Raw genomic sequence first — 12,644 nt, 5'->3', positions numbered from 1 at the left:
GGAACCGGGCTTTTTTATGCTGACAGCAAATAGGCTAGTACAAGTAGTTCAGAGCCGTTTTGTCGTTGGCATTAAACGGGCGGCTTTGGCCCGAGCCGATGCAGGCCAGCATCCACGAGTTTGGATCGGGGCCCACGGCCGTACCGGGAATGTAAATGGCGCCTACCGTGCTGGCTCCTTCGTTGGAAGTAGCACCGCCGCAGCTGTAGGAACGGTCGGTGTAGTCGGTGTGACGGAAACCAATGCAGTGGCCAATTTCGTGGGCCAGAATGGTGGCGAGGTAGCTGGCACTTGGGTTAGAGCCGATGGCTTGGGCATTGATTTTTACTTCGTTGTGCGGAGCGCCAGCCGAAGTAGGAAAGCCGGCCGAGGCGAGGTACCGGCCGTTGCCGCTTACCAACGCAATGTCGGCCCCGGACGAAACGCGCTGGAATGTCAGCAGCAAGTTTTCGGCGTTATAACGGTTAATGGCCTCATCGAGGCCTGCCACGTACGAGGCGGGTAGCCGGCTCGAAATGCTGATTTTGATAACGCGGCCCGAGCCGGCATTTACCAAGTTAGTGGTGCGGTATTGCTCGGCTTCGCCCACGCGGAGCAGTTTAGCGTTGGACGAACCAGTCAGGTCGGCGGCGCTCAGCATAATGTCGCCTTCCACCAAATAGCCGTCTTGGGTCTTCTGCACGTCGGCGGTGCTGAAGCCCAGCGCGCGAATTTGGGTCAGAACCTCTTCCGACGCCTGTTCATTGGTCAGAACTTCCTCCTTCTTCTGGCAAGAAGCCAAGCTTAAGCCCGACAGGGCAAGTACTGCGCAAGCAGTAAAGAGACGATTTACAAACATGAGCGGTTTGGTTTGGGTGATGAAGTAGATGAACTGTTACCCAAGCTCAGAAAATAATAAGAGGCCGACAAGGAAAAACAATAAAACTTTAAATTTTATTGTGCGTAGCGACGTGTTATATATAACTGATTATATGTTTATTGTGAGTAATATCGTTCGAAATCATAAAATAGGTATAGAAGTAGAGTGCAAAAAAACAGGGCCCGAACTCAGCGAGTTCGGGCCCTGTTCAAAAGGTTTTGTATGCCGGTTAGTACACGTAGTTCAATGCCGTTACGTCGTTCGTGTTGAACGGACGGTTAGCACCGCTGCCGATGCAAGCCAGCATCCACGAAGACGAGTCGCCGTTGTAAGCCGAAGGCGTGCCGGGAATGTAAATGGCACCCACCGTGCTTGCACCTTCGTTGGTGAAAGCACCGCCGCAGCTGTAAGCGCGGTTGGCGTAGTCGGTGTGGCGGAAACCGATGCAGTGACCGAGTTCGTGAGCCAGGATAGTAGCAATGTACGTGCTGGCGTTAGCCGTGCCAATGGCGCCTACGTTAACCTGTACGCGGTTGTAGGGGTTGCCACCCGAGGGGAAACCAGCCGAGGCCAAGTAGCCCGAGCCCGAAGGAGCAGCGGTAAACAACACGTTGTAACCCGACGACACACGCTGGAAGCGCAGACGCAGGTTTTGAGCGTTGAAACGACGAACCACTTCGTCAACGGCCGTTACGTAGGCTGAAGGCAAAGAACTCGACACGGCCACGTAAATTGTACGCGTGGTGTTAGCCGTAACTAGGTTGGTGGTACGGTAGTGCTCCTCGTCGCCTACGCGCATTAATTGGTAATCCAGGTTGCCTTTCAGGTCGCTGTCGGACAAGATGATGTCACCTTCAACCAACACGCCGCCTTCTACAGCCTTCGCGTCATGAGTGCTGAAACCTAATTTCTGGATCTGGCTGATAGTTTCCTGTGAAAGTTGGTCTTTGGCAAGAACCTCCTCCTTCTTAGAGCACGAGGATAGGGCCATTACCGAGCAAGCGGCAATCGACAGAGCGGGTAAGAGTTTTTTGAAATTCATAAAGTGTTTGGTTGGGGTTTTGGTGGTTAGGTTGGAAAACGCTCAAAAAGTCGGGAGAAAAATTAACAAAGTCAACATTATTTTTACGAAACATTATAAATGTTGCAACAGTATGCGTGTGCGGCGCGCATGTGACTTATAGGTCAGGGTATGATTTTACTTGGTTTTGGAGCCCTGTTCATCTTTTTGCACTAAAGCATCAAGGCCCGACGCTATTAAAAGCAAGTAACCGTTGTGCACCTTGGAGCTTAGCAGGATAGTAGAAGTAATACGGTATGCCAAGTCTATCCGTAAACCAGGCCTATGGCAAGCTCAGCCGTAACAATAATGGCATCTTTTGCCACAGCCGGGCACTACCAGCCTGCCACGCGGGTTTTGCTATCTTTGTTTGGAACCGTTTTTTCCGTCGGCCCCGTATTGGGAGCCGCTTACATATAGATCTTTATTCCGTGGCTTGCACTTCATGTTCCAGCGGGGGCGGATGCTCAACGTCTGGCTGTGGCTCCAAAGGGGGCTGTTCATCAGGAGGCTGTAACCGCCTGAATGTATTCGACTGGCTGCAGGACCTCGACCTGCCCGTCGATTTTAAGGAATTCGACCTCGTAGAGCTCCGCTTTAAAGGTGGACGCAAAGAGTTCTTTCGCAATACCCACCGCATTGCGCTGGTTACCGGCGACGCCGTGGTGGTTGATACGGGCGGCAACGGCTGGCATATCGGCCATGTGTCGCTGAAAGGTGAATTGGTGCGCCTCCAAATGCGCAAGAAAAAGGTGCCCGTCGACCACAAGGACATTCGCAACATTTTGCGCGTGGCCACGGCCGACGACATCGAGCGGTTTGAGGCGGCCCAGAACCTAGAGCTGGGCACCATGTTCAAGGCCCGTTCCTTGGTGGAAGAGCTGCGCCTGAAAATGAAGCTCTCCGACGTGGAGTACCAGGCCGACCGCACCCGCGCCACGTTCTTTTATTCCGCCGAAGACCGCGTTGATTTCCGAGACCTGATCAAGCGCCTCGCCGACGAGTTTCGGGTGCGCGTAGAAATGCGTCAGATTTCGCTGCGTCACGAAGCTGGCCGCCTCGGCGGTATCGGTTCGTGCGGGCGGGAGCTGTGCTGCTCTACGTGGCTCACCGAGTTCAAGAGCGTGAGTACTACCGCGGCCCGTTATCAGAACCTGAGCCTGAACCCGGCCAAACTTTCGGGCCAGTGCGGGCGCTTGAAATGCTGCCTGAACTACGAGCTGGATACCTACCTCGACGCCCTGAAGGATATTCCGCAGGTGGCGCGCCCGCTGCAAACAGCCCAGGGCGAAGCTTTTCTGCAGAAGACCGACATCTTCAAAAAGCGCATGTGGTTTGCGTACCGCGGCGACAACAACTGGCACATGCTGAGTGCCGAGCGCGTACGTGAAATTCAGGCCCTGAACAAAGCCGGCGAAAAGCCCGATACGCTGATTCTGCCGATAGTTGAGGTAGCGCCCGCGCCCAGCGTGCAAGACCACGTGGAGGGTTCATTGGACCGCCTCGACGATAAGATCAAAGGTGCCAAGCGAGCCAAACGCAAAAAGAAGCCGACCACCAGCGCTGCTCCTACTACCGTACAGCCCAAGCCCACGGCTACGGTTCCGAAGTCGGCGCCTTCGCCCAAGCCGGAGCCCAAGCCCCGCGCCGAGCCCACGGGAGTAGCCACGCCCACTAACGGCGAAGCCCGGCCCCCCAAGCCCGGTCGTTCGGGCAGCCGCCGGAGCGGGCGCAGTGCCGGCAGCAGCGACGCGCCTCGCCCCGAACGCCCTACGCCGCGCTTCGACCCACGCTTCCGTAACGCCGCGCCACCTGCCGAGGGCGGTAGTGGCCCGGCGCCTGGCAACGGTTCGGCCGATGGCAGCGCTGAGCGGACGGCCCGTGGTGGCCGCTCGCGCCGCGGCGGACGCCGTGGCGGCGCGGCCGAAGGCGGCTCTCCCACTCCACCTCCGGCTGGTTCCTAGCATGATGCACACATTTGCTTTTCGCCGCCTGTTGTGGGCGCTGCTGTTGTTGCCGCTCGTTGCCTGCGACCCTAACCGGATTTACGAAACCAATATCGACTTGCCCGACTACGCGTGGTCGGTGCAGAACAAGCCGGTGTTCGAGTTTGAGATTCAGGATACCACGCAGCTCTACGACGTGTATTTCAACGTGCGTAATGCCTCGGCCTACGGGTATTATAACCTGTACATGCGGCACACGCTCTCCGGACCCGATGGCTTGCCCGTGTCGCAGCTGCTGCACCACATGATTCTGATGGACCCCAAAACGGGCGAGCCGCGGGGCAAGGGCACCGGCGACATTTTTGACCATCAGTTTCTGGCCTTGCCCAAACAACGTTTTGATCAGGCTGGTACTTACAAAATCGTGCTCGAACAGTACATGCGCCAAGATGTACTGCCGGGCATTATGGCTGTAGGTGTACGCGTGGCTACCGTCGACGGAAAAAACGCCGACGCGCAATAAATCGGCATTTTTTACAAACAAAACGGGCCACTTCCAGTGCGGAAGTGGCCCGTTTTGTTTGCCTCCTAAGAGACGTTTATCGGGATGTTTAAGTCCGTGGAAACGAGGCGGAATGCAAGGCAAAAGATGGGACAAAACAAGGCAAAACCTGAACTCCGCAACAGCCACAGCGTATAGAGTAAGCACTTTTTGTTTCCCCATCTTCTAACCAAAACACTCTAATCATGGCTGACAACACAAAAAATCAGAACGACGCCAAGAACCAGAATACGGGTTCGATGCAGTCGGGTAATTCGGCTTCCGGCAGCATGTCGGGCGGAATGAATTCCGGCACCAATCAGTCTGGTTCCACCTCGGGCCTGACCAGCGGCAGCACCGATAGTGGCCGTTCGTCAGGCTCGAGTGTTTCCAGCCAGTCCCTGGCCGATTCTGCAACCAGCATGGGCCAAGGCGCAGTGTCGGGAAGCGGCAGCAAAACCAGCTCTACTTCCAGCAAATCGGGCAGTTCGGCTTCGGGCAGCAAGTCCGGTGGCTCTAGCAGCAAATCGGCAGGCAGCAAGTCGTCGGGTAGCATGGGTGCTACCGGCAGCACCACCTCGTCGGCTACGGGCAAGAAGTCGGGCGGCAGCGCGAAAGGCGCTTCCACGTCGTCGAGCAGCAGCCGTAGCTCCAAAAACCAAGATCAGGACATGCAGTCGTCCCAGTCGACTTCGGGCGGCCAGCAAGGCGGCCAGGGCAACTACGGCGGCAACTTCGGCAATAGCATGGAAGGAAGCCACAACGACCGCAACCGCGACGAGAACATGTACAGCGGCGCCAGCCGCGGCGAATACGGCAGCCAGGGTGGCTACGGCAACACCCAGGGCGGCTACGGCAACCAGAACCGCGACTTCGACACCCGCTCGCGCGGTGGTGGCTACGGCCAAGACGAATACAACCGCGGCAGCCAGGGCAACTCGTACGGCCAGTACAACGGCCGCGACGAAAACTCGGGCGGCGGCACCAGCTACAACTCGCAAGGCGGCTATAGCGGCGACTACGGTCGCAACTCGCAAGGCATGAGCAACCAAGGCTCTATGGGCAGCGGTTACGGCCAGCGCGATTCGTACGGCTACCAGGAGCGCGGTTACGGCAACCAAGGCGGCATGAGCAACCAAGGTGGCCAGGGCAACCAGGGCCGCCAGCAATCGGGCATGGGCCGCAGCGACTACGGCAACAACATGAACGACAACGGCTCCCAGTACGGCCGCAGCCAAGGATACAGCGAAGACTACGGCCGTTCATCTATGGGTGGTGGCATGAGCAACCGCGGTGGCCAAGGCATGCGTGGCGGTTACGGCCAAGACGATGACAACCAATACGGCAGCCGCAACCAGCGTGAAGACAATCGTTCCTCGCGTGGTGGCTACGACAATCAGGGCTCGGGCCGCGGCCAGTCAATGGGCGGCGGTTACCAGGGCACTTACGGCTCGCAAGGCGGCGACTATAGCGGCCGTAATTACGGCGGCAACTCGCAGCAAGGCGGCGACGAGTACGGCCGTGGTAATCGCGGCATGAGCGGCGGCAACATGGGCGGCGGCTACGGCGGCGGTTACAACGACGACCGTTATGGCTCGGGCCGTTCGGGCTCGTCGTACGGCTCGCAGCAGGAGAATTACGGTTCGCGCAGCGGTTACAACGAAGGCCGCGGCGGTTACGGCGGCAACTCCAGTGAAGGCTACGGCTCGCGCGGTGGTTCGTACAACGACGAGTACGATTCCTCGAGCCGCAACTCGCGTATGGGTTCGGCCTCGCGCGGTGATTATGACTCGCAGGACCGCAACCGTAATTACGGCCAAGGTAACCGCAGCAACTTCCGCAACGAATCGAACGACGATTCCGACTACGGCTCCATGCCGCGTCGCAACAGCGGCCGCGACAACGACGACCGTTACTAACACCTCTGTTAGGCAATAAGTAAAAAGGCTTTCCGCACTGCGGGAAGCCTTTTTTTGTAAAGCGAATAAGCTGGATTATGAAGCTGTAGTCAGGTTAGCAGACCTGGGTGCTAGGCAGGCACGAAAGCCTGGCGGTTGTCGCGGGCAAATTCCGCGATGGTGCGCGCCGGCCGGCCGGCCAGTTGCTCCACATCAGACGTTACAGTAGCCGAATAACCGGCTTTGCCTACGGCGTTCAATTCTATCATGGCATCTGTCATCCACTGCGGCGCACCTTGCATAGCTTGGCGGGCGGCTTCTTCGGGCAAGTCAATGTAGCGCACTTCGCGCCCGACCGCTTGCCCAATGGCCTGGGCTACTTCGTGGCCCGATAGCGCCTGCGGTCCGGTAAGCGCGTACGCCTGCCCGTGGTGCCGGGCCGGGTCGTCGGTGAGAATAGCGGCGGCTACCGCGGCAATGTCCTGCACATCGATGTAGCTGATGCGGCCTTCGCCTAGCGGCATATGTATGGCTCCGTGCTGTTGAATGCCTTCAGCCTGATAAGTAGCGAAGTTCTGCATGAAGCTGCCGGGGCGTAGAATCACGTACGATAACCCGCTTAGCTCCAGGTACCGCTCAATTTCGCGGTGCCAGCGGCCCAGCTGAATGCCGGGCTCGGCATCGGCACCCAAGGCCGAGAGGCGCACCACCTGCTTCACGCCGGCTGCTTTGGCTGCGTCAATTAATTGGCGCGCTAACTCCACTTGGTTCAGCGTGAAAGGAGTAAGCAGGAAAACTCGATCGACGCCGGTAAAGGCCGGCGTAAGTGTTTCGGGCCGCTCGAAGTCGATTTCTACCAGCTGCACCTCGGGGTTGATGTGCTTAAGCCGGTCGCCTTTGATGATGGAGTGGACGCCCGCGCGCACGGTGGCGCCGCGGTTAGTTAGGGCCCGTACTACTTCCGAGCCCACCGTGCCGGTGGCGCCCGTTACCAGAATAATTTCAGTGTTCATGGCGGTTTAGCTAGAAAAGAATTGCCAAAACAGCCGGCCTTTAAACCGGCCCGAGAAAAGGAAAAGCCTGCGAAAAAATTGCTTAGCCCGCTGGAAAGTAGCCGCTGTTACTGCTTTAAGTTAGCCCGAAACAGCCGGCCTTTTTCGTTGCTGAGCACGAAGTCGCGGTCGTTTACAAACACGAGCGCCTCGGCCTGGCCGCTGGTGGGAACGGGCAAACAGCTCTTCGCCCCGCTGAAAAGTTTTTGGCCGGGCTGGGGCTGAATCAGGTACACGTGGCCGTAACCCAGTAAAGCAACCGTGCGTCCATCGGGGCTGATATCGGCGGCCGTAATCCAGGTATTCACACGGATGCTATCGACCAGCCGGGCAACGTGCGTACCGGGACGGGCGGGCAAGTGGTACTCTTTTACCCAGTTGCCCTTGCCGCGGTTTTTCGTGAACAGGTACAGGCTATCGTCGCGGAAGAAGAAGGCCTCGCAGTCGAAGTTGCGGTTGGGTTTCTTGGGCGGAAACCTGCGCTGATCGGGGTAGCTGAAGGAAATGGTATCTACCTGGGTAAACTGCGGGCCGCTGAGGCGGTAAATGCACAGGTCGCGGCGCTTGTTGGCATTGTTGCCAAAGTCGCCGATGTACAAGTGGCCGCGCTTACGGTCCTGGGCCAAGTCCTCCCAGTCGATGTTGTGGGCGCCGCGTACCGGCAGGGTGCGTAGCCGGTCACCCTGCGGGGTCACCAAGTACAGGTTACTGGTGTTGCCGCCGTCGCCGTGGGTCCATAAGTCGCCTTCGGGATTAGCCAGGGCAAGGCCGGAGCTTTCCACTACTTCGTCGCGTTGCAAGCGCCCTACCTGCTTGATTTCATACGCCTGCGAAACGCGGTCGAAATTGCCACGCTCGTCGTTGGGGGCACAGCCACACAGCACCGACTGCAGGAAGATGAAAATGGGAACAAGCTTGTCGCGAAGGACGAAAAGCATAGGGCAAGGGATAAGGTGAACGAAATCGACGAGACTATATAGCCCGTCTGGAATGCGCTTACGCAGGGCCGCGCCGCTTGGCTGCCCATTGCCGCTTGTTCCCTTAAAGAAACACGCTGCCAGGGCCACGTTTTACCTCAAATGCTGGGCGTTGACTTTGTGCGCGAGGCCTTAAAAGCGCAGGTAGGGCAGCAGCTTTTGGTAGGTTTCGTCGTCGAGCAGGCGAATCTGGCGTAAATCGGCAGCTTGTTTGAACGGGCCGTGCTGGGCCCGGTACGCCACGATAATGCGGGCTAACCGCTTGCCCACGTACGGGTGCGGGTACAAATCCTCGAACGTACCGCCGTTAATGTTCAGCGGTGCGGGCTCAAAACCGGCCCGTACAAACGTGTACTTGCGCAGGCTGTCCACGAGGTCGGGCGCGTCGCGCAGGCTGTAAATTTCGCCGGTTTGGTTTACCGCTAAAAAGCCGCCCAGACGTTCGCGGTGCTCTATTACCCGAGCTGCCATGCGCCGCCCAATACCGCGGATCTGCATGAGTTGGGTGGTGTCGGCTGTATTCAGATCAAAAGCGGCCAGATTTTTAGGCTTGCGCGGAAACCTGGAAGAGGCAAACCGCGCCGAGTCGGAGCCGCGCGCGGGGTAGCGGCTGGCGTAGGTTTTGGCGGTGCGTGGGGGAAGCTGATCGGGTAGTTGGATGTACGGGGCGAGGCGGGCGTAATGCTCCTCGAACCCGTAGGCTTTGCGCAGTTGTTCTTTCGCCTTGAAACCACCGATGGCCGACCCGTAGCGCACTAGACGCTGGGCTAAGTAATGGGGCAAGCCACGGGCCTGCCAGCCGGTTTCATCCAGCGTGTTCGGGTCGAAGGGAGAAAGTGCTACTTGTTCTACCGCAGCGTAGCGCGGCCGCTTCGGAAAACGGGAGCTAGGGAAGCGGGAAGCAGTAGTTGGGCGCTGCGCGGCCAACTCAGCCGCTACGGCATCGAGTTGGCGCCGGTCGGCAGCGGGGGCGTAGCGGGGCAGGGCCGGGCGCAAATACAGAGGCGCGGCCAGCAGTGCCAGTAACAACAGGAGCAATACCGCGAAACCGTTGGTTTCGGCGCGGGAAAAGCCAAAATGCCTACGCACTAAGCGGCGGAGCGGCGTAAGTAAAGACATTAGGGTAACAACAAAGCGTGCTGATAAATCAACTGTAAATACCTGGCGGGCAGAATTCGCCTGCACACCCAAGCCGGGCGGGCTGTAAATAAGCGAATCGAATAGATACTTTGCTATGCTAACCGCCAGTGCGGGCTGAAAACGGCACCGTCACCCGTCGGACTAAGGCCGAATAACGGGCAGCTGGTAAACGGCTACCCCCTCGGGCAGAAAACAGTAAGCGAACTGCTCGCCCACCAGCACCTGGCTCACCACGGCGTCGGGGGGCGTTGGCAACGGCTGGGTGCGTTCCTTGAGCTGATACAGGTGGAAGAAGTGCAGCTGGTTATCCTTCAGGAAGTACAGCTCGTCGCCGCGAAAGCCGAGAGCGTTCAAGCCCTGAAAAGGCAGGCGCTTGCGGAAGTTTCCTAGGTTGTCGAACACCCAAACGTCGGAGTTGTGGTCGACGAGGTAAAGGTTGTTCTGGTACTCTCGCAGAAAGCGGAAATCGGGCTTGTTGCGGCCCAGCAGCAAATCCAGCGGGGTGTTAATGCTGAAGCGTTGCTGCGGCGGATTGTACTGGGAAAGGCGCAGGTCGCTTTCGTTGAGCAGCCATAGGTTCTCGTCGGGGGCCAGCGTGGCAGTGCGGATCTGGCCGTCGGAGAGGGTAGAGAGGCGGGTACTGGAAATGGGCGCCAGAAAACGGTCGAGGAACAGCAGCTCCTGCCGGTCGTCATAAAACACCATGATTTTAGTGGTGTTCCAGGCCTCTACCTGCGCCGTGTGTCCCGGCAGCGGCGGCGAGTACACGGCCAGCGGCTGGCCGTCGGCGGTAAACTGCCGCAGGTTGTTTTTGGCGTCGGTTACGTAGAGGTTGCCGCGCCGGTCGAGCGACGCCGGTCCAGGCTTGGCCAACGCAATGGTGCGCACCAATTTCCAGGCATGGGGGGCAGCGGGCGTGGCGGTAACGGTTTCGGCGGGCCGGGCCGTGGCCTGGGCCGGCGGACGTACGGCAGCCGGCGCCGAAGGCGGCGTGGTGGCCGTTTGGGCCCAAGCACCCGCCGTAACGAGCAGCAACGGCAGCATCCAAACCGCGCGGCGCGGTTTACCCTTTAAAATGTTCCAGGCTGAGCTGCTGTCCGTCATACACCGCGTAGGTACAATAATTGACCCATTCGCCCAAGTTTACGTAACGGCTGCCGGCGCCCACTTCCACGTCCAGCGGCAAGTGGCGGTGCCCGAAAACATAGTAGTCGTGGTGAATGCGCTTTTCCAGCTCGCGGCAATACACCAGCAGCCACTCGTCGTCGCCGAAATATTGGTCGTCTTTGCCGGTGTTGCTGATGCGGCTGCGCTGGCTCCAGGCGTTGGCAATGCCAATGCCGAAGTTAGGGTGCAGGCGCGCAAACAGCCACTGGGCCACCGGCGAGGCAAACACCCGCTTCAACACTTTGTACGTGTAGTCCTTCGGGCCGAGGCCGTCGCCGTGGCCCATGTGGAAGCGGTGCGGCCCGATGTTCAGGCTAACCGGGTGGCGCAATACCGGAATGCCCAGCTCCTCGGTGAAGTAGCCGAACATCCACATGTCGTGGTTGCCGGTGAAAAAGGTAATGGGAATGCCACGGTCGGTGAGTTCGGCCAGCTTGCCTTGCAGGCGAATAAAGCCGCGCGGAATGGCATGGCGGTACTCAAACCAAAAGTCGAAAATGTCGCCGACGAGGTAAATGGCTGCGGCATCCTGCGCGGCCATATCCAGCCAGCGCACAATGCGCCGTTCCCGCTCCTTGGAGGCTGCCGCCGAGGGCGCACCCAAGTGAAAATCGGACGCGAAGTACACCCGTTGGCCCGGCCCGAGTGGCACATCGGGGAGGGTGGGCAGCAGCTTAGGCGCCGAGGTCATCGAGCAGGAATAGGGTAATACTGCGCGGGCCGTGGGCGCCCAATACCAGTGTTTTCTCGATGTCGGCGGTGCGGCTGGGGCCGGTGGCCAACGACAACATGGACGGTAGTTTGTCGGCGCCGTACTGGTCCTCCATTTGTTTCAAGGCGTCGCCAATGTCAGCTACAATTTGGGAAGCGCGGGCCAGCACCAGTTGCTGATCGGGGTAAATGCTCAGGCGCCGGCCGCTGGCCGTGGCCGAGCTAATCAGCACCGAGCCGGTGCGCGCTACCAAGGCCTCGCAGGTGGTCAGGCCCGCGTCGGCGTGGGCAATGAACTCGGTTTCGTCGCCGGTAAATACGATGCCGGCCGTGTGCAGCAGCTTCTTTAGCTCCGGCTCCCACACAAACAGGTGTTCGATGTTGCGCTCCTTCTTGAGGGCGAAAAGCTGATCGAAAAAGTCATTCTCCGAAGCGCAGTAAATGAACGTACCGCCCACGCGCACAAAGCTCTCGGCAAACACCACCGTCAAATCATCGGCGGGCGCGTGGAAAAGCGGGGCCGTGAAATTGGGCGTGGCGGGCCGGTGCGGGCTGGGCTGCTGCAGGGCCTCGCGGATGCGGCGCAGCACAATGTCGCGGGACGTTTCGGAGGACATAAGTGCAAAGCTACGCAGGTTAGGCGCAAGTGATAATAGCAACACCTTACCTTTAAGTGCCTTTCATCACGCATCGGTTATGACACGCCCACGTCGTTCCTGGCCTTTTGGCCGGCGTCAAACCTTAGCTGACCAGTATGCACGCCGGCAGATCAGCTATGACCAATACAGAGCTCTGCTGCGGCAACGTTTGCTGAAGAGGGTAGAATACGACATCAGCCGCGGAAATACCGAACGAGCAATTAGCCGACTTGAAAGCAGCATGAGTTGGTTTAATACCGTGACGCGGCGCCGGTTGGCCACTTTGTATATGGAAACAGGACAGCTAGTCAGGGCTGGTAAATACTGGTACTTACTAGAGCACTTAACCGAAGCCGAGCAGGCAGCGGTGGCGGCCTTCACCCAATCGGTAGGCAATTGCCCGCTAGGTGTTTGTCGGAAACTGACGCCGCAGCAGTTTTTTAGCTACCACACGCTCGATTACTACGCCATACAACAGTACGCCAACCTAATCGACCGAATCGGAGCCCGATTTGGGCATGTGCCGAACTTCCTGACGGCTTTTAAGAGCCAGCTCGACAAATTTGGGTTAAAGCCTCCCGGCGATACATGAGCGAAGGGCACCCAATGCCAAAAAAAAGCGCTGCTTCAGCGGGCAGAATGACTTCTGTGTATT

The 12,644-nt window shown here is 58.6% G+C and carries 12 protein-coding genes; 4 read left to right on the top strand and 8 right to left on the bottom strand.

Annotated features, from left to right (window positions below; genetic code table 11):
- Positions 1-34 precede the first annotated feature (34 nt).
- Both ABD903_RS05150 and ABD903_RS05145 read right to left on the bottom strand, forming a co-directional pair.
- Positions 35-838 (bottom strand): M57 family metalloprotease, encoded by an 804-nt coding sequence (locus ABD903_RS05150; RefSeq protein ID WP_345222006.1) that lies wholly within the window; start codon positions 836-838, stop codon positions 35-37.
- A gap of 250 nt (positions 839-1,088) precedes the next feature.
- Positions 1,089-1,901, bottom strand: a complete 813-nt coding sequence (locus ABD903_RS05145) for a M57 family metalloprotease (RefSeq protein WP_345222004.1) — start codon at positions 1,899-1,901, stop codon at positions 1,089-1,091.
- A gap of 449 nt (positions 1,902-2,350) precedes the next feature.
- Between ABD903_RS05145 and ABD903_RS05140 the strand changes: the two genes are divergently transcribed.
- The 3 genes from ABD903_RS05140 to ABD903_RS05130 all read left to right on the top strand — a co-directional run bounded on the left by ABD903_RS05140 (position 2,351) and on the right by ABD903_RS05130 (position 6,325).
- The gene (locus ABD903_RS05140; protein ID WP_345222002.1) at positions 2,351-3,883 is read left to right on the top strand and encodes a PSP1 domain-containing protein; all 1,533 of its coding nucleotides are present in this window, start codon (positions 2,351-2,353) and stop codon (positions 3,881-3,883) included.
- 1 nt (position 3,884) lies between these two features.
- Complete coding sequence (locus tag ABD903_RS05135) at positions 3,885-4,388, top strand: gliding motility lipoprotein GldH (RefSeq protein WP_345222000.1); 504 nt, start codon at positions 3,885-3,887, stop codon at positions 4,386-4,388.
- Positions 4,389-4,612: 224 nt separating this feature from the next.
- The gene (locus tag ABD903_RS05130; RefSeq protein ID WP_345221998.1) at positions 4,613-6,325 is read left to right on the top strand and encodes a hypothetical protein; all 1,713 of its coding nucleotides are present in this window, start codon (positions 4,613-4,615) and stop codon (positions 6,323-6,325) included.
- Positions 6,326-6,435: 110 nt separating this feature from the next.
- Here the strand turns inward: ABD903_RS05130 and ABD903_RS05125 are convergent, their stop codons facing one another.
- The 6 genes from ABD903_RS05125 to ABD903_RS05100 form a co-directional block, all read right to left on the bottom strand.
- Complete coding sequence (locus tag ABD903_RS05125; RefSeq protein WP_345221996.1) at positions 6,436-7,317, bottom strand: SDR family oxidoreductase; 882 nt, start codon at positions 7,315-7,317, stop codon at positions 6,436-6,438.
- Between the two features lie 107 nt (positions 7,318-7,424).
- The gene (locus ABD903_RS05120; protein WP_345221995.1) at positions 7,425-8,294 is read right to left on the bottom strand and encodes a hypothetical protein; all 870 of its coding nucleotides are present in this window, start codon (positions 8,292-8,294) and stop codon (positions 7,425-7,427) included.
- 171 nt (positions 8,295-8,465) lie between these two features.
- Complete coding sequence (locus tag ABD903_RS05115) at positions 8,466-9,452, bottom strand: ComEA family DNA-binding protein (protein WP_345221993.1); 987 nt, start codon at positions 9,450-9,452, stop codon at positions 8,466-8,468.
- 162 nt (positions 9,453-9,614) lie between these two features.
- The gene (locus tag ABD903_RS05110) at positions 9,615-10,517 is read right to left on the bottom strand and encodes a hypothetical protein (protein ID WP_345221991.1); all 903 of its coding nucleotides are present in this window, start codon (positions 10,515-10,517) and stop codon (positions 9,615-9,617) included.
- 19 nt (positions 10,518-10,536) lie between these two features.
- On the bottom strand, positions 10,537-11,331 hold the full coding sequence (locus tag ABD903_RS05105) for a UDP-2,3-diacylglucosamine diphosphatase (protein WP_345221989.1): 795 nt from the start codon (positions 11,329-11,331) through the stop codon (positions 10,537-10,539).
- Positions 11,315-11,968, bottom strand: a complete 654-nt coding sequence (locus tag ABD903_RS05100; RefSeq protein ID WP_345221987.1) for a LutC/YkgG family protein — start codon at positions 11,966-11,968, stop codon at positions 11,315-11,317. Before ABD903_RS05100 ends, ABD903_RS05105 begins: the two co-directional genes overlap by 17 nt.
- Positions 11,969-12,047: 79 nt before the next feature.
- On the opposite strand from ABD903_RS05100, the gene ABD903_RS05095 reads away from it, so the two are divergent.
- Positions 12,048-12,581 (top strand): DUF6584 family protein, encoded by a 534-nt coding sequence (locus tag ABD903_RS05095; protein ID WP_345221985.1) that lies wholly within the window; start codon positions 12,048-12,050, stop codon positions 12,579-12,581.
- The last annotated feature ends 63 nt before the right edge of the window (positions 12,582-12,644 follow it).

The sequence above is a fragment of the Hymenobacter koreensis genome (genome assembly GCF_039541855.1).
Classification (GTDB): Bacteria; Bacteroidota; Bacteroidia; order Cytophagales; family Hymenobacteraceae; genus Solirubrum; species Solirubrum koreensis.
The sequence above is the reverse complement of the archived record's forward strand: the minus strand, read 5'-3'. Positions and strand labels throughout refer to the sequence as shown.

Excerpts from the sequence above, each read along its gene's own strand:
- ABD903_RS05150 (WP_345222006.1), bottom strand. The coding sequence starts at position 838 with ATGTTTGTAAATCGTCTCTTTACTGCTTGCGCAGTACTTGCCCTGTCG.
- ABD903_RS05145 (WP_345222004.1), bottom strand. The coding sequence starts at position 1,901 with ATGAATTTCAAAAAACTCTTACCCGCTCTGTCGATTGCCGCTTGCTCG.
- ABD903_RS05135 (WP_345222000.1), top strand. The coding sequence starts at position 3,885 with ATGATGCACACATTTGCTTTTCGCCGCCTGTTGTGGGCGCTGCTGTTG.
- ABD903_RS05130 (WP_345221998.1), top strand. The coding sequence starts at position 4,613 with ATGGCTGACAACACAAAAAATCAGAACGACGCCAAGAACCAGAATACG.
- ABD903_RS05125 (WP_345221996.1), bottom strand. The coding sequence starts at position 7,317 with ATGAACACTGAAATTATTCTGGTAACGGGCGCCACCGGCACGGTGGGC.
- ABD903_RS05120 (WP_345221995.1), bottom strand. The coding sequence starts at position 8,294 with ATGCTTTTCGTCCTTCGCGACAAGCTTGTTCCCATTTTCATCTTCCTG.
- ABD903_RS05115 (WP_345221993.1), bottom strand. The coding sequence starts at position 9,452 with ATGTCTTTACTTACGCCGCTCCGCCGCTTAGTGCGTAGGCATTTTGGC.
- ABD903_RS05110 (WP_345221991.1), bottom strand. The coding sequence starts at position 10,517 with ATGCTGCCGTTGCTGCTCGTTACGGCGGGTGCTTGGGCCCAAACGGCC.
- ABD903_RS05105 (WP_345221989.1), bottom strand. The coding sequence starts at position 11,331 with ATGACCTCGGCGCCTAAGCTGCTGCCCACCCTCCCCGATGTGCCACTC.
- ABD903_RS05100 (WP_345221987.1), bottom strand. The coding sequence starts at position 11,968 with ATGTCCTCCGAAACGTCCCGCGACATTGTGCTGCGCCGCATCCGCGAG.
- ABD903_RS05095 (WP_345221985.1), top strand. The coding sequence starts at position 12,048 with ATGACACGCCCACGTCGTTCCTGGCCTTTTGGCCGGCGTCAAACCTTA.